The organism is Corynebacterium sp. UMB0012, assembly GCF_030216265.1.
In the GTDB taxonomy this organism is placed as follows: Bacteria; Actinomycetota; Actinomycetes; order Mycobacteriales; family Mycobacteriaceae; genus Corynebacterium.
On the sequence record NZ_JASOKQ010000014.1, the window covers coordinates 1 to 17,318 of the forward strand.

At 50.2% G+C, this 17,318-nt stretch carries 12 protein-coding genes; 4 read left to right on the forward strand and 8 right to left on the reverse strand.

Annotated features, from left to right (window positions below; translation table 11 throughout):
- The first annotated feature begins 191 nt into the window (after positions 1 to 191).
- Positions 192 to 2,189, forward strand: a complete 1,998-nt coding sequence (locus tag QP324_RS07800) for a glycosyltransferase (RefSeq protein WP_284815449.1) — start codon at positions 192 to 194, stop codon at positions 2,187 to 2,189.
- Positions 2,179 to 2,784 carry a hypothetical protein gene (locus tag QP324_RS07805; RefSeq protein ID WP_200435365.1) on the forward strand — a complete coding sequence of 202 codons (606 nt, stop codon included), beginning with the start codon at positions 2,179 to 2,181 and terminating at the stop codon, positions 2,782 to 2,784. Before QP324_RS07800 ends, QP324_RS07805 begins: the two co-directional genes overlap by 11 nt.
- 48 nt (positions 2,785 to 2,832) lie before the next feature.
- Here QP324_RS07805 and QP324_RS07810 read toward each other — a convergent pair whose 3' ends face one another.
- The gene (locus QP324_RS07810; RefSeq protein ID WP_200435364.1) at positions 2,833 to 3,777 is read right to left on the reverse strand and encodes an NAD-dependent epimerase/dehydratase family protein; all 945 of its coding nucleotides are present in this window, start codon (positions 3,775 to 3,777) and stop codon (positions 2,833 to 2,835) included.
- A 335-nt stretch (positions 3,778 to 4,112) separates the two neighbouring features.
- Between QP324_RS07810 and QP324_RS07815 the strand changes: the two genes are divergently transcribed.
- Positions 4,113 to 5,156, forward strand: a complete 1,044-nt coding sequence (locus QP324_RS07815) for an ATP-grasp domain-containing protein (protein WP_284815452.1) — start codon at positions 4,113 to 4,115, stop codon at positions 5,154 to 5,156.
- A 168-nt stretch (positions 5,157 to 5,324) separates the two neighbouring features.
- Positions 5,325 to 6,488 carry a hypothetical protein gene (locus tag QP324_RS07820; protein WP_284815453.1) on the forward strand — a complete coding sequence of 388 codons (1,164 nt, stop codon included), beginning with the start codon at positions 5,325 to 5,327 and terminating at the stop codon, positions 6,486 to 6,488.
- A 53-nt stretch (positions 6,489 to 6,541) separates the two neighbouring features.
- On the opposite strand, the gene QP324_RS07825 is transcribed toward QP324_RS07820, so the two are convergent.
- The 7 genes from QP324_RS07825 to QP324_RS07855 all read right to left on the reverse strand — a co-directional run bounded on the left by QP324_RS07825 (position 6,542) and on the right by QP324_RS07855 (position 17,273).
- Complete coding sequence (locus QP324_RS07825) at positions 6,542 to 8,389, reverse strand: hypothetical protein (protein ID WP_284815455.1); 1,848 nt, start codon at positions 8,387 to 8,389, stop codon at positions 6,542 to 6,544.
- 8 nt (positions 8,390 to 8,397) lie between these two features.
- On the reverse strand, positions 8,398 to 10,608 hold the full coding sequence (locus tag QP324_RS07830; protein WP_284815457.1) for a glycosyltransferase: 2,211 nt from the start codon (positions 10,606 to 10,608) through the stop codon (positions 8,398 to 8,400).
- Positions 10,609 to 10,617: 9 nt separating this feature from the next.
- Entirely contained in the window at positions 10,618 to 11,538 is a 921-nt protein-coding gene (locus QP324_RS07835) for a hypothetical protein (RefSeq protein WP_179386813.1), read from the reverse strand.
- A gap of 8 nt (positions 11,539 to 11,546) precedes the next feature.
- Positions 11,547 to 12,812, reverse strand: a complete 1,266-nt coding sequence (gene wecC, locus QP324_RS07840; protein ID WP_284815461.1) for a UDP-N-acetyl-D-mannosamine dehydrogenase — start codon at positions 12,810 to 12,812, stop codon at positions 11,547 to 11,549.
- A 123-nt stretch (positions 12,813 to 12,935) separates the two neighbouring features.
- A complete protein-coding gene (locus QP324_RS07845) occupies positions 12,936 to 14,816 on the reverse strand; it encodes a glycosyltransferase (protein ID WP_236587104.1) in 1,881 nt (626 codons plus the stop codon).
- A gap of 23 nt (positions 14,817 to 14,839) precedes the next feature.
- Positions 14,840 to 16,486 carry a hypothetical protein gene (locus QP324_RS07850; protein WP_200435359.1) on the reverse strand — a complete coding sequence of 549 codons (1,647 nt, stop codon included), beginning with the start codon at positions 16,484 to 16,486 and terminating at the stop codon, positions 14,840 to 14,842.
- A gap of 10 nt (positions 16,487 to 16,496) precedes the next feature.
- Positions 16,497 to 17,273: a DUF6270 domain-containing protein gene (locus tag QP324_RS07855; RefSeq protein ID WP_179386815.1), complete on the reverse strand. Its 777-nt coding sequence runs from the start codon at positions 17,271 to 17,273 to the stop codon at positions 16,497 to 16,499.
- Positions 17,274 to 17,318: the final 45 nt, after the last annotated feature.

The window sequence follows — 17,318 nt, forward strand, 5'->3', positions numbered from 1 at the left end:
GCATCCTGGTCAAATTTTCTTGGCATATTCCAGATTTTCCCATCTACTCAAACGGAACAAAACCTGGGACACTTCAGAGCCCGTCCAATGGAAGGATCGGGCTAACCCAATTCCCATCCCACCTTTCGAGCTAGTTGTCACGGCCAATTGGCCTGGGGCAAATGTAGTTACTATTTTTGGAGAGCCGCTTAATGACTGACATTTCTGTAGTAATTGGATTCCGCGATTGGGGCGCACTCCGGCTTGAGCTAGCACTGGAGTCTATCCGTCAATCTTTTGGCCAGTTCGATGGTGAGGTAATTCTTTCTGACTTTGGCTCTACTGACCATGAAGCAAACCGCAGGCTCGCACAGAGACTGGGCGTGAAATACGTATTTACACCGGACCAAGGTTACTGGTCTCGTTCTGAAGCTCTTAATGCAGGATTCGTACACGCGGACGGCGAAATCCTGGTATCTACCGATGCAGACATGGTTTTCACGCCTAAGGCGTTTGAGCGCATTGCCGCCGTAGCTAAACAGGATGGGCAATCTGCTTACTTCTTGCAGTGCCGAGACCTTCCCGAGGGAATGGACGATTCTTGGGTAGCTGAGCACCCCAATAGCTGGAAGGAGATGGAACGAGCTGCTCGGCTACGTCCACGCTGGGGAATGGGCGGAATGATGGCCATTCCTCGAGAAGGCTTCGACCTCATTCGTGGGTTCGATGAACGCCTTCACACCTACGGCGGTGAGGACCTCGATTTCGCGCAACGCGCCCGTCGAGCTGGATACAGGACGGTCTGGATAGATGACCCCGAGGTGCGCATGTACCACATGTGGCACCCCAAGACGATCAACACCGTTAACCAAACCGACGAAGGAAGAGAAGCCGTACGCTTCAACAGGTCCGTCGTCCACCACGACAAGTCGTTCGTACGAAATACCAATCAGTGGAAACATCGCCGTGGCGACGAGAACCCGGCGGTATCGGTGGCCATTTCCACATATAACCGCGCAGATTTCCTTAGAGAAACGATTCTCTCGGTGCTTAACCAAACGATGCAGGATTTCGAAATCGTAATCGTCGACGATGGCGGCTCTGACCACACGAAGCAGGTCGTAGACGAAATTAACGACTCCCGAATTAAGTACTATTGGCAAGAGAATCAAGGCATTTCGGCTGCACGAAACCTTGCAGCCGAGAAAAGCACTGGCTTCTACACTGCCGTCATCGATGATGATGATCTCATGCACCCTAACCGACTCCAATGGCAGCTCGAGGGAATCGAGGCCGGCGCCGTTGGCAACGTTGGCTGCTTCATCAACTTTGAGCACGACGACGGAACAATGCAGCTCTTCGTGGGTAAGAATCCTACCGCGGAGCGTTCCATTCCTACCGGTTCCGCACCGGGTCATGGTACTTGGATGCTGCAAACAGACGTCATTCGAAAGCTAAAATATGACACCTCTCTTTCTAGCGGCGTAGACAACAATTTCTTCCTTCGCTTGCTCCGCTCGGGCTACAAAGTAACCCACACAGGCAAGCCCCTCACGCTTCGCCGTATGCATTCAAGCCAGGTAACTAATACCGACGTAGGCAATCAAACGCGTGCAGCCGCAGAAACTCTCAACTTCCTGCGCTGGCGATATGACGAAGCACAGCGCAAAATCGCTGAAGAACGGGCCAATGCCACACCACAGTGGCCAAAGATTGGTGACAAGAAGGAGATGCTGGAGGAAGCACGCCGCTACCTCCCCGATCACCTCAGCACCAAGAATTTAATCGTCACCTCGCCCCTCCCCCAAGCGGAATGGACCGGCCAAGTAACTGCCACGAAGGTCCATCTACTAGAGCACGGGGAAGACGAAGCCGAGGAAGTCATCACCGACGTTTCGATCATTCTCACCGCTAGCTACGAAGATATGGTTAAGCTGCGCCAAAGTGGGGCCGAATTCAGTGTTGCTCTGGCGGACGGAGATGGACCTAGTGATCCGTTAAATGTACTAGCAAACGGAATCATTCCTTCCCTGAATACCAGCAAGCCCGATGCAGTATTTGCACTATTCGTCCGGCTCGCACCGGAAGACAAGTTCGACGTGTTCGTAGGCGACCATGGCTTGATCGCCGACAAGTTCAACACTCTAGAGAACAAAGCCAACGCGTTTGTAGTAGGACCGAAGCACTTCGAGGCAGATAATGAAGTTTAAACGAATTCAGGAACCAGGAAACCGAACTGGCTACGAAGCCGTTCTCTCGGAATACGACTCTATTCCCCCGAGCAACAAAGTCATCATTGATGAATTGCCGGAAAAGATTGACCCGAACCGGGAGGCCATTGCGCTATATCTCATCTTTGGAAAGTGGGTAGGTTCTGATTTCGCAGTCCCGCAGTGGATGTCCCCTCATACCGGTGAAACCATTGCGCGGGCAGCATCTCCTATCACTGTTAACCCAACACCTTTTGAGTACTACCCAAAGGGCCTTCCTATAGGCAACCGAGACCTCTTATGCACCGACTCAGTCGAGGTTGGCAACGAGCAAAGCACGGTTTCAGTCCTTCCCGCTCACTCTTGGTCCGGCGCAGTGAGAGGTTTCGATTCGCTCATGGTTTCTTCTAACGCCTTTGTGTTTCAGGAAACCCCCGAAGACGTAGCCCCGCTAGTAGGAATCGCCGTTCTTTTCGCTGAGGATCTGAACGCTGATTCTGTGTGTGTCCGAGCTAATCTTGCCGAAAGTGAAGAGAACCGAATAGCCGAGCTTCTTTCAAGCGTCCGCTTGGGTTTTAAGGCTACACAGGGCTAACTGCACAGAAATTAGGGCTCTCGCAAGTACTAGCGAGAGCCCTTAGCTCTATTTAGCGCCGAGGCCACGGAAATAATCAAGAGTTTCCTCGATTCCCCGCCCAAGGTCATACTCCGGTTGCCAGTTTAAATACCTTTTTGCTTTTGAAGAATCTAGCGAAGAACGAGGAACATCGCCCAATCGAGCCGGGGCAAACTCCGGGTCATCGGCCACACCCGCCGCCTTCGCTACTGCTGTGTGTAGTTCCCTATCGCTAGTCTCCACTCCCGTACCGATATTGAAACGCCCGAAGTCACCGGGTGTGGTAGCCGCCAAATAGAAAGCTCGAGCAACATCTTTAACGTACACGTAGTCACGAGTATTGGAGCCCGAACCAAATACCTTGGTGGGTTTACCGCTCAGAAGCCGCTGGCTGAAAATCGCAACGACCCCGGCTTCACCATGGGGGTTCTGGCGTGGACCATAAACGTTAGCCGGCGCTACGAAACTTACGCTGATACCGTACAGCCGGTGGAACATCTCCAGATATAGTTCGCCGGCAGCTTTGCTGGCAGCGTAGGGGGACTCGGGAGCGAGCGGATTATCCTCGTTTACAGGAAAACTTGCGGGACTGCCATAAATCGATCCTCCGGAGCTAGTGTGAACGATTTTCTGTACACCACTGCGGCGGGCGGCGTCTGCCAGTTTGATCGTTGCAATAATGTTTAACTCAGCGTCTTCAACTGGGTCTGCCACCGAATGCCGCACATCAATCTGGGCAGCCAGGTGGAACACAACATCAGTGGGATGCTCTTGGAAGAAGGCACCGAAATCAAAATTCTTTATATCGCCTTCAATGATTTCAACTGTTCCGGATTTCATGGCGGATTCTAGATTGACTTTCCGACCCGATGAAAAATTGTCCAACACAGACACAGAGTGTCCCTCAGAAACAAGTAAATCCACCAAGTGAGAACCGATAAACCCGGCTCCTCCGGTAACTAGAGCGCGCATGCCCTTAACAATAGCACCGCTTCAAAATTCCCTGACAATTAACTGTGACCACAAAGAGGACCAGGGATTACTTCCCCTTTTCCTTCACCCATCCTCGTCTGCCATAAGCGTGAAGGACCACATGCTATAAGCCAAATGCTCTCAGGACTCTACCGACCAAGCATAGAAGCCCCGCCACATCAGAGACAGCATCTTATGAAAGCTCAAGGAACTGCCTCCACTCACGCCGCACGTGTTGCGGAGATTTTGCAGGCTCATCGATGGGGCGAATTAGTGAGTAGGTCTTAGTGAGTTAGTCGGTGCAAAAGCGAGAACCTTAAATGTACTATGACTACGTGAGCTACGATCCTAGAAACCTAATTGCTTTGGTAAATGACGAAATTTTGAAACCAAAGCTGCCAATCAATACTTATGACCGGATTAAGTCCCGCACAAAACTTATGCTGGGCGAAGCGAGGTCCCGCGGCTGGGAGACCCAAAAAGTTAAAGACGGCACATGGATATTTTTGAATAACGGTAAAACGGTGGGAGGAACCGTTTACCACGGCCCTTCTACCCAGAGCATGTTCGCTAGAAGAGTTTCCAACGACAAACAGGCCACAAAATTGACCCTTCAAGCCAATAACGTGCCGACGCCTAACGGCCAGAAGTTCAATTCAGCCACTAAGGCTGAGGCCCTCGAATATTTTAAGGCGCAAGATCGCCCTGTCGTGGTTAAACCGAATGGCGGTACCCGAGGGCGAGGCGTGTCTCTCAATATCAAAGATACCGAGTCGTTTGAAAAAGCTTGGACTAAAGCAGCTGACAGCGGCTACGGCGATGAAATTGTAATCGAAGAATACTTCGCTGGTTTCGACATTCGCGTCTTAGTCATCGGTGGCCGTGTACGCGTTGCTTGCTCTAGGCTAAACGCATTTGTAGTAGGTGACGGGAAGCATATGGTTCAAGAACTGGTGGATCTCGAGCTCCGACGCCGACAGGCCGATGCTTACCTAAAATCTACGGAGATCAACATAGATGAAGATTGGCTAGCCGAAAGCCCTTGGACACTCGAGCAAGTGCCCGAGCACGGCGAAGTAGTCGTTCTAAATCCAATATCCTCCGTAGGTGGAGGCGGCTTCACGCTTAATGTCATCGATAAAGTTTCTCGTCAACACATCGCGGTTGCGGAGCGCGCTGCTCGGGCTTTCCCAGGAACGGGAACAGTGGGAGTAGACATTTTCACCTCTTCCCTACAGCCTGACGCCGACATCACAGTTCTAGAAATCAATACGCAGCCTTTCTTCGACATTCACCACTATGTAAGTTACGGAGAGCCTGTTAATGCGGCTAGCTATATTGTCGACCAGATCGAGCGAACACAGCTGCTCTACTCTTAGGCACTAGTTAAGACTCTAGGCTTTGCTGGGTCGGCGTAACACCGCTGAACCTCTGCACTGCCTCGGGCTTAATAGTGAAAACCAAGGCGAACTAACTTGTCAGCCTGCCCTCGTTGCTAGAATCTGTGCGATAAGCAACCCACTCCTAGCTCAGATGATTGGAACTACATGCGTACCGAGCACCTAAACCATATTCTGGATTCTCTGCCCAGCCTTGAACAAAATTATTGGCAAGATGGTTACACCACGGGCATACACAACGCGTGGATTCGGACTGTCCGCCGCTCGGGGCGCAACTTCCATATTGACCGCTCGAAAAAGAACCGTCCGTATATCACTCTAAAGGATTCTGCAGATGATCCCATCGGAGTAGTTACTCCTTGGAACGTACCTACCTGCACTAAGACAGCTGGGCGAATCTGCCAGAACAAAGTAAAAACACAAAAAATCCTGCACACTGCTGGCATTAATGTTCCCTGGTACCAGGTTTTTGGACCGGACGAGGCTGACAAAGCCTTCGACACCGCTTTTGCTCAAGGCCGGAGGGAAGTTGTGGTCAAAGCACCAAGCTTCTCCCAAGGTCTCGGAGTTTTTCTCAACGTTACTGAACAGGACTTCAAAGAGCGCTTCCACGAATGCGTGGAGATGCAAAAGGAACGAAAGCGAGAGCCCTCGGTAATTGTCCAAGAAATGGTTGACGGCTTTGAATTGCGCGTCACCGTTGTGGAGGGAGAGTTTTTCGGTTCAATCATCCGAATCCCTGCCTACGTTACCGGCGACGGAACCCACAATATCGAAGAACTGATGGCGCTTAAGAATGAAGAGCGTCAGAAGGACCGCGCACGAAGCAAGCGGCTTCTTCGCCGAAACGCGAACATGGAAGCGTTCATGCGATCCAATTCAATGTCTTTCTCCGATGTTCCCGAAGCAGGAGAACGCGTTCTCCTCAGCGCAATCTCTAATATTTCTTTCGGTGCTGAAACTGCAAACATCACCGATATCATTTCGGAGGAAATTAGGGACACCGCTGTTCGAGCAGTTGCCGCGATTCCGGGTCTATACACTGGCGGCGTCGATATCATGGTGCGTAGTTTGAAAGACGACATGCCACGAGTTTTGGAAGTCAACTCTTTCCCTCACGCGACATCCTTTATCTACCCCACTTACGGGGAATCTATAAACCCCATCGCGCACTATCTGGACTCGTACTACGCCCAGCACAAGTTTGCAAAAGGCACAGAAGAGACCTTCTCATTGAAAGAAAAGCAGATGCTTTCTTCTCGCCATGACTTCTGCAAACTAAAGCTGCAGCTATTTCCCACCGAAGACTAAAAGTAAGGCCGGTGAGCATGAGCACATCATGTTCACCGACCTACAGCCTTGGGCTAATCATCTTTCGCCGCTAGCCATTCCTTCCGCAGCCAACGATCAGCCACGTACAAACGCCAAATGAATTTCACGATCTCTCTTTGAGACGACTTTTCGGGAACGATAAGTTCTCCGTTCGCGGCCGCTTCCAGGATATTCCCAAATTCGGGAGTGACCTTTGAAATGAGCAGATCCCAGTTAGCAGATTCCACCAGCTCTTTGGCCATCTGAACGGCCACAGCCTTGGTGTACTCTATCGCTTTTGAATCTTTAAGCCGAGGATCCACCTGTAGGAATTCATCGCTCTCATGAGCAGGAACTTCAGCATATCGCTCGGCAAAGGAATCTTCTCCAAGATTCTCCACCGGACCAGCACTCTCAAACCGCCATTTATTGCCGTTGGACAAAGGAATTCGGTTCGCTTCGGGCCAAATCATTTCTAAGGCCCTAAAGAGAACACGCTGTGAAACCTTCTCTGACATCGTCATAGCGTCAGAAATCGCAGCGACCTCTTCATCAGCAATTGGATAAGCAATGACTGCATCACGCTCGTAAAGGTTAATGTGTGCATGCAACCAACGTCCCGACCTAAAGTTTCGGGCAAAGAGATACAAGTACTCGAGGTCGATAGACGTCTCTACTTCACGCTGCCATTGTTCAAGGAAATAAGCGTACTGCGCTCGGATTCTCTCGTTTACGAACCACCCGGCTTGTCGTCGCAAAGCGTTTTGCAAGCCCGACCCAGAATAGTGCAGCTTCTTTGCCTGACCGCCCTTCATTAGTGGCCACTGCCCCAGCATGATTGCGTCACCGGCAACGCGCGGCGAGGAGCCATAATAAATAGAAGTATGCGGTTCAGAAGCCGGGATGCCATCAGACATGAGAATTGTTCGATCAACCTTTTCCGCCAAGCTTGACCGATCAACTGGGGCTGGTGCAGTTACTTCCAAGTTCTTTTCAGCTGCTCGGCACAAATTATGCGCCACTCGGACTTCTTCATCATTCGGCTTGCCAAAGGTTACCCCATAGACAGATTGCTCCGAGTCCTTAACTAATCCGAGCAATAGCCGGCTGTCTTTACCGCCACTCATTCGTAGTTGAACGTTCTTGCCCGAAAAATTCGCTAATGCTCTCTGAGTAGAGGCCTTTAGCGCGTCGGCAAGTGCTTCAGCTGCTTCCTCTTCAGAGTGAAGGTTTGGGAGGTTCGCGATTAGACCTGCTGGACGAGGAATAATCTTTACTTCTCCGGCCTCAATCGCTAGTGCCTCGTCCACTGCAATTGTAGATACCCCTTCAAACGGAGAAACAGCATCGAGGTTAAACCCAAACATCAAATACTGATCTAAAAAGTCAGTTTCCAATGCCACTGGAGAAGATTCGCCCTCTGCTCTTGCTACTGCAGCAAGAAGCGGCCGGTTGCTGGCGAAAACATAATCTTCCGTCTCCGCATAATGTACCGCTTCTAGAGCCGGAATTGTGTTCCATAGTATGACGCGATCGCGATAGCGCTCACCCCAGATCGCCGTATAGCTGCCCCAAACAGGATCGGTGTAAACAACCTCGCCGCCACGCCTGGACACCTTCTCTAACAGGAGCTCGGAAACATCCTGGCCGCTCGAATGCGCCCACCAGTCTTTCTTTGCGACGACGCGGTTCGACTCGTTCTTCCTTTTCCACACGCCTATAGAGGCAGTCCCATGCTGTCCCGGTGTGGAAACTTTTATTTCACTGCGATAGTGATCACTGACCAAACTGCGGTATTTCTGGAAGCACCGCCGTAGCAGTTCGGAATTATGCTCTGCAAGGTCGTCAGAAACGGTAGAGCGAAGCTTCTTCTTAGGCACCGCCAAAAGGTAAATGGACATCCTAGCTCCTAGATAGTTTCCGTACGCTCAGACTCCTTGACGGCAATATTTTGCCCGGTCAAGGCTTCGATCCATTCGGAAATAATTTTCTTAACTCCCCAACGGGAGGCGTATTCACGTGCCTTTTGGCCCTCTTCTGCAAATGTCTCCGGTTCACGTAGGGCGAGTACGCGATCAATTGCGAGGTCACTACCTCCATCTACATACGGACCAAAAATGTTCTTCGCCCCGTCTCTCTCCCACACGATGGGGACTGCACGCGAGGCCATTCCTTCTGCAGGCGCAAGATGGAAACTTTCCACATCACTTGGCGACAACACGATGCCGATCTTCCTAAACCAAGACGCCATATCTGGCCCAAAATCTTCAAACACTACGTGATCCCGTAGTCGCTCGTTCGAGGCAATAGATGAGAAGAAATCTAGATACAACTGCTTCTGCAGAGGCTTACTCCATTCGTGAGGGTATTCCCAAGGAGCCCTGCCTCTTATATGAAGGATGTACCGGTCGTCTTGTTCCAATAGCTCTTCAAAGAAAGAAACAGCTCTATCTGGTCGCTTTAGGAAGGGAACGTAGCCGACCAGACCAATATGGAACTGAGCACCAAAAAGCTTTTCCCGGTCAAAGTCCACTAAATCAATTGCATTTGGAATTACCCGAGTAGCCGTGGATTGCAGCGGAAGTCGTTCCAGCGCCATTTCCTCGTAATGCTGCGAAACGAAAATCAATTCGTCCACGCCTTGCCAGTCGATTTCCTTCATCCATGGGCCGGGACCACGAAGTTCGAATCCATGTAGACGACTAATTAGCCTCTGCCCTGGTCGCTTATGCTCTGCATACCACCGAACTGACGGACCACACCATTCGCAAAATACAACGTCCGCCCAATTGACCAGGTTTCGGCTGCGTTCTTCGTCATGCTGATGCAGGGACGACCAAACGTCCTTCTCGAGTATGAACCGTGGATCCTTCTCAAGCGCATCCACTAATTCGCCCATGAACTTGAAATCGTGGGATGCGATTACGACCTTAATCGCATCCATAGGCACCGCACGCTTACTAGAACGGACTATGCCGGCCGCTTCGAAGTAGCCAGTTAGACGATCTACCGCTGAATCCATTGAAAAGTTTGCTACCTTGCCCCTAACCTTTGGGCTCATTAGGTCAATAGAGTTTGCGGTTTTCGCAATGACCTTTGCGGCATCCACTGCGGTAGCTTGCGCATCGATAAAGAATGGATAATCGCTACCGAAGAGAGCACGGGAGTCTTCGTTAAAGTTAACTAAGGCAGGAGTTCCAAGGGCAGAATATTCTAGCGCCTTTGTGGAAACCTCAAGGCTTGAATCTAGTACCGCTGTCCGCCAGCCTAATCCAATATGGGCGGAGGAAATGGCTGCCATAGATTCATCCCGAGACACACCACCTAACCATTCAACTCCGCTATCAGCATCGGCTGCTGCCTTCTCTAGCGCATCTTTCATCTGAATGTGCCAAGAAGGATCTCTTTTATCCCTATTTATCTTGTCTCCGACAACTAATAGCTCTGACTCAACTCCCAACTTTCTGAGATGCTTGGGAATCTCCAGCATTTCGAGTGTCTTCCAGTCCTTGGCCATCTTTCCCGCATAGACAATGCGGAGCTTGTCCGACTGCTCGTAACTGCTGCCGAGTTTCTCCTTGGAAAACGCCTCACTCGGTACCATCGGGAGCATCAAGCAGGTCTTCCCTGCTGCGAATGGTGCGATCGATTCTAGATAACTCCGCGCCGCTTCAGTTTGTACAAATACTCTCCGAGCATTCGCCGAGATTCTTTGCAAACGGCCGATATTGGTCTTAGAAAGTTTGGTGATCGGGAAAGGAAGATCTGTTATATAAGCCCAGAGTATCGGTGACAAGATCGAGGATCTACTTAATGTATGTGCCAAATTCAATCCTCGAGAGACGAGGATGTCAGCACCGACTTCGCTGACCAACGATTCAAGAACAGGAACCGCAGCTTCCTCGTTGAGTGGAGAACTGGTGTCCGGAGGGAGATGTAGGACGACGTTTTCAATCTTGTCTACGGACTGTATTAGACGATAGTTATCCGGCTTCATTTTGAGCTGGAGATGAACCTCGTCGCATGTTTTTGAGAGCGTTTCGGTTATTGACATGAGCCAAATGGACGAACCATCGACAACATTCGGGCTGATGTCCCCATAAACTACAGCTATGCTCACTTCTTAACCTCACTTACACGCGTATGCGTCGATGGCCTTTATCACTGGGTTCGCCATTTCGGCGCTCCGAGAATCTTTCCTTGACTTCTTAGAAAGCACAACATCAGCGGCGTCACGCAAAACGCTCGTCATGTGTGAAGCTGGTGCATTAGCCACTACCGCCGTAACGACATTACCGTTTCGTTGCGCTTTCATAATCTGGCTATGGAGCTCCTGGAAAAGATGCGTTCCCTGAGCTGAAAGACTCCCGAACCAGCGACCAGAGGTTAAAGATGCTTCTTCGATAACGAGGTAGGAAATGTCGTTCCCTGCCTTCGCCAGGTCAACGGCAGAATCTATTTTCCGGACGGAGCAAAAATCTGAAAGAATTTCACGTAGTTCGGAAGAGCCTAAAACGGCCACTACTCGACTCACTTCGCTGGCAGGATAGAGCAGTTCCCGTAGTTTTTCCTTGGAACCCTCCCCAGTGTCTTGCAGCGCCGCCTGTCGCCCAGCCACATGGGAGTTGGGCTTTTCGACAGGCTTCGATGCAGAGATACGCCTAGGCGAGAAATAGGATAGAGGTTCTGAGCTTCTGCCCCCTGAGCCTGTCTCCCCGTCCCGCCATTCCTCGACCGCGGAATTGATTTGAGTGAGTTGCTCTTCTTGAAAGCGTTGACTTTCTCTCGATTTAGCTATACTCCCCGACATGTTTCGGAGCAGCGACAACTCCTTTGCAACGGACATTACATTGCGGTAATCCTGACGGCGTTGTGCCTCCACTCGTCGTGCCCAAGAAACGCTCAAGACCAAAATCAGAGCTGCTATTAACACCGCCAGGATCAGCAGCCCCGCGCGAACCATATTGCTCGACAGCACCGCGGCTATTAACAACACAGCGGCTAACACGGCAAGACTTGCAAGCGACTTGCCGGATTCCAACCTCTTCATCCCTAGGATCAGCTCCACATGCCACGTGTGTCAACGACATTCTTTCCTTCCAAGACGCTCTTTTCGAGGCTCTTGAAAGGTGTATGGTCCACTAAGACAGCAACCACGGGGCTTGAAGATATCGCGTGAGAAGCGTCAACTAGCTGCACGTTTTGATATGCGGTTAGACTCTCGGGCAGCTCATTCACATTAGGCTCAGCTACTAGGATGTTTTTCTCTGGCCACTTCTCGGCCATTTGTTGCACGATAGACAGAGCAGGGGATTCTCTCAAATCATCGATATCCGGCTTAAATGCTATTCCCAGTGCGGCGATTGAATCTGCGCCTTCGGCCTCGACTGCTTCAGTAATTTTGGCAATAACGTAGGCAGGCTTGCCGTCATTAACCTCCCTCGCCGTACGGATCAGCTTGGCTTCCTCCTGAGCCGAAGAAACAATGAACCAAGGATCAACTGCAATGCAGTGGCCACCCACACCAGGGCCCGGATTCAGAATATTGACTCGTGGGTGATGGTTGGCGAGTTCAATCAATTCCCAAACATCAATTCCAAGCTTGTCTGAGATGATTGACAGCTCGTTTGCAAAGGCAATATTCACGTCCCTGAACGAGTTCTCGGTCAGCTTTGCCATCTCAGCGGTTGTTGCATTCGTCAATAGCATCTCGCCATTGCAGAAAGAGGAGTATAGCTGTTTCGCCCTATCCGTCGACAGGGGATTTAGGCCTCCGATAACTCGGTCATTAGCGGCCATCTCCTCCATAATCTTGCCCGGTAATACCCGCTCAGGACAGTGTGCGACTAAGAGACGGTTAGCACTTTCAGGATCCGTCGATAGGTCCGGCCTTTCGGCTAAAAGAATTTCAGCCATCTTTTCAGTGGTCCCTGGAGGGGAGGTTGATTCTAGGACCACGAGCGCCCCCGGTCGAAGCACAGGAGCAATATTCTTCGCTGCCGCTTCGATGTAGGACATATTGACTGAATAGTCATCATTGAACGGCGTCGGGACAGCCACAATGAACGCGTCTGCTTCCGCTACTTCTGTATCAGCCTTGAGATGTCCATCGGCGACTACGCTTTTTAATAAAGCTTCGAAGCCAGGTTCAAAAAAGGGCATTTCACCATTGTTGATCTTCTCCACATGGCGCTCATTGATATCCACCCCCACTACGGAGATACCAGAATCAGCGATAAAAGCTGCAGTCGGGAGACCAATGTATCCCAGCCCAACAACACAAACCTTGTTTATGGGTCCCAATTGTTTCTCTTCAATGCTCACTAAAACCCCTCCTCGGGAGAAAAAGTATTTTCAAATTTTAATTCGACGTTCTAGAACCGCAGTATATTATTCCACAAAGGGGACGCTCCTACATCGAAAACCCTTGGGGAGCACGCGGTCCATCTAGCATTCAACAGCCTCGAAATTCCGACCAATCCCCACGACCTGCCCGTTAGCCAGAAACGATGCATTTGAGACTTCCCAAGTATGTTGTCCAGCATTTCTCATCTGAACAAAGTTGAAGCGGTCTGTGGAATATATTTTCCCCCCTTTCCTCAAAAGAGAACGAATAAACGCAGTGTCTTCCCCTCGGGAACGCGCCTCAAATTTATTTTCCGCAAACGTATTGCGGGGGCCGAAGAAAGTAGGGCCAGCTACGAAGTTCGTCCAGCGATGTTCCCTCTCCGGCCGCCTAACTATCAGCAATTCTTCATTGCCCAAAAACGCATAGTTTGCCTGTTTGCCTACCAGGTCAGCACCAGAAAAGGACCACGAGTTATACATATCCAAAAGATATGAAGCAAAGTAAAAATCATCATCATCAAACTTGGCGATGAAATCGCCTGACGAAGCAGCGATACCTGCATTTAAGCACTCTCCTAGCGAGGAACTTCGCTCCTCCCTAAGTACACGGTATTGATGAACTTTCGCCTCCTCAGCGAAGTTTGCAATCTCCTTGTCACCAACTTGAATCCCGTGCAGAACCAAAATCAGCTCGACATCCACTCCGGATTGCCGACCTACCTGCTCAAATACATGCTTCAATTGCCCTTCCCGCACCGTAGAGCAAATAACACTAACTTTTGGTTTAGTCTTCAGACCTTCAAATTCAGAGGGACTAACTCGTTCCAAAATCTCCATTGCCCGAGTTGTATAGGTATGGCTCTCCCAGATCCTTCTTTGCGCCCGATGTACCAGCCTGTCTCTCAACTCAGGAGAATTAACCAAGGCACGAATAGACAACGTGGCTTCTTCCCTACTATCTACAAGCACTAATTCAGTAGAAGGAAAAGTCTCCTCAAGTGCCTTGCTCCATGTAGAGACTACAGGCGTGCCAGAAGCAAGAAGTTCAAACACTCTACGGGAGCACATACTGGGACTGTCGACTACAGAGTTCACATTTAGGAAGACTTTGAAATTCTTGTAAGCCGCAATCATTTTTTCGTACGGCAGAGACCCCACAACTCTTTGGGAAAACGGCTGCGGGAAAAGATAACGCTCGTCTTTTCCCTCGAATCTAGAGAAGATACGGAGACCGTCTTCAAGATGCCCTGATGCGTCCATAGCTCCGCCCAGCAGCATCTCCATTTGCTCACGGCGTTCTGGATATTTGTGAGCAAAATACATGCCTGCAAAAGCCACGTCTCCTTTCTGATAGTTAGGCATATCAGTCCGGATAGGGTTATGAATCGCAGGCTGAGCAGCAAAGCTCAAAGGCCACACTCGGTCATGCCCCAAAGCCTGCTTATAGGCACCTACCAAATTGACATCACTCGTAAACACGAAATCGAACAATCGTGCAGTATCCAAGAAGTCCTCAAAATGGGGAGGATCCTCTTTATTCCAGAAGGCCGTAGGAATCCCAAGTTGCTTACATTGCTCGACGATCACGGAAAGCGCGGTGCTGGGAGCGGCACCGCCAGTCAATTGGTATTTCCAGGCTCCTCCATTTCCGTCCCAAGCACTCTCGACCAAGAATAAATCAAGCTCAAGGGATTGAAGTTTCGATTCTTCCCCAGGCAAGATTGGCACGATTGTAAATTCCTCTCCCCATGCCAGGAGAGAAAATTCATCCATGATTACGCCAACGCGTAGGTCCTTGAATGGGCTTGTCCTGTTAGTTTTCCCTTGGGCGGTTACTGCCAGTGGGTCAAACGTAGCGGTCCTTTTGCTTACCGTTCCTACGTTAAATCGCCTTTTAGTCTGGCGTATTAATTCAGAAGGGCCTTCATCTCGGGCCACCTGACGCGCCCGTTTAAAATAGTATTCAGTTTTATTCACCATCTTGTTTATTCTTCCATTTTGAGTCACAGAGGCCACCCACTCCAACGAATTATTGTTTTGTACACTGCTTTGTTTAACCGATTCTCGTACGACAAATTGAGCATTGGCCAGATTATTCTCCTAGTATTGAACGGAAGACCTATTGAGGGCCCTAACTCATATTCGGAGTATCCCGCAGCAGCCCAACTGGTCATTCGATTTTCCCAATAATAGAGGTCATAGAAGCTTGCTAGCGACGGGGAGACTGAATCTAGCTGCGTATAAGCTATGTACTCCTCCATCTCTGCGACAAGGCGAGAATTGGAGGAAAATTTACTCGTCGTAAACTTTTCGGCTAGAATTTCGCCGTTAACTGGACTTTCAGTCCTATCTCTATAAAAGACTGTGCCGATTTCACCACCGATCCCAAAAAGGACTACGGATTCTTTGGGGAAGTTCTGCCACATAGTTTTGGCTAAAGCCGGAAAACGAGCCCAAGTAGGAAACGATCGTTTGTACGCGGAAGCAAACTTTCCCTCAAAAATGAACGGTTCCACTTTCACTACCTTGTGTTGCAGACCAGACAGCAAAGCTAGGAAATTGGCTCCTTGGAGATCATTGATCCCTAAAGGATCTTTTCTCTCCGCGAAAATGTAGGTCATAGCTTTCGTGAAGTGTTTTTGGAAAAGATCAATGCATGACAACAGAACTACCAAAGAATCTTGGCCTGAGGTCAAAGCGAGATAGGTTTTATCAGAGGAATTGAGCCACGCCGAAGTCTGCACCCTAAGCTCACCAATCAGAATGCGAGCGACCTCTTTTGGCGAATATTCTGCTGATACTCGGTGCTTTTCCAATGGGAAAATGCGGGAGTGCAGGGCCCTTTCTCCGTCAAAAGACAGCACACAATTAGCACTTACTAGGTCGGTGCAATCATGCGGCGTAATGCGGCCTGGCAACCATTTTCCCGCAGCACTCACATAGTCAGGATTTGAAAGAACCCAATATGCTCGCTTCCTCGAGAATTCTTCTATCTCTCTAGCGACCAACGCAGAATGCGATGCAGCGAAAAGTTGTTTATTTCTGACGGTCCAGTAACAACTTCTGCTTGCCATTGCATCTACGTGAATACGCCACTGGTCATCACGCCCGGCGATAAGGACGAACCGGCCCCCTAGCCACAGGACGTACTCATCAATCGCATCGAGGCTATTTCCAGACAATATTAGATCAGCAATACGGTCAGCGATGAGGTCACTATCAGATATTCCTTCTTCCGAGTCGATAGCAACCCCCAGCACGGCAACTGAGACTCCACGTTTCTGGGCCAATGCAACAGGAAGGTTTTCTTCAACCCGAAGGCGCCCCTCACCTAGAGCCAGCTCTTTCCAACGCGGTGAAGGCGGTGGTTGAAGAAACCCTTGGTTGCTGAACTCGTATCCACGCGAAAAAGCCCGCACTTCCCCGCTATTGCCAGACCTTCGCCGATTCTCTCCCACCGCAGCGTCTGACAACCCGCGCCAAGCTCTTTGCAGGGTGGATTTCGCGTTTTCGTCCAAATCCGGTCCGAGAAAGCGAGTACCCACAGTCGCCTCGACTCTGGAACGCCCCCGATATACTCGCGCTCTAATACCGTGCGGGATTTGACGAGCTCCCTTCAGCAAGGAAGCCAGCAAACCTTCTAGTTTCATATCTATGCCGCTAATTCCTAGTCTGGTGTACTGATTTCTTAATCTCGTACTCCATCGAAGCATACGCCGAACGAGTGAAGTGGAATGGTGCATTTCCCCACTTATGGTTCTCGTCAGCTACTGTGCCGTCGATCCTTGACACAGTAATCCCCAGTCTTTCTAGAACCACGTAATATTTACGGAACATCTCATTGTACTGCGAGGCAGATAAACCACGTATCCGGCCAGTCTTCTTATTGTCTGAGCGATACTCGGCCCATTCCGGTGCCAAGACTAGGCATTTTTGCTTCAAACCAAGAAAATCCAAAAACTCAGTAAATAAAGCTGCAGCCCCCTGCCAACGCTGGAAGTGCTCGGCGGACCCGAAAGGAATCTTTCTGGCCGTTTTCAGGATTTGGGGCACGCCCTCCAGCCGCCTAAGTTCCGCGCTATTGGTAGCAATGCTCCCATCTGGAAACTCCCAAACCCCGGTCCGTTCAACGACCAAGTCCCAGACAAAAACATCAATACCGTTTTTCTTCGATATTTCGCGCATGAGGTTTCCCGACAAATCACTCTCTAACATGCGCTGCTGGAAAGAGCTTTTCAGTTTGAAATCAGGAATATTGGATTTCGCGTCTGAGCCCACGGAAAGTAGAGACTGACGTGCCACATAGCGGAGCACTTTGAAGTCGGTGTGCTTAGCGAACTCAACAGTGTCCCGACTCACACACCCACCAAAAATAAAGGTACGGACAGGCGTGGCTTCTCCTTTGGAAGATGCCGGCTCAAAGTTTCCTAACTGCATACGATGATTCTAGACTATCCTCAGTGACAGTTTAGACCGTAACTA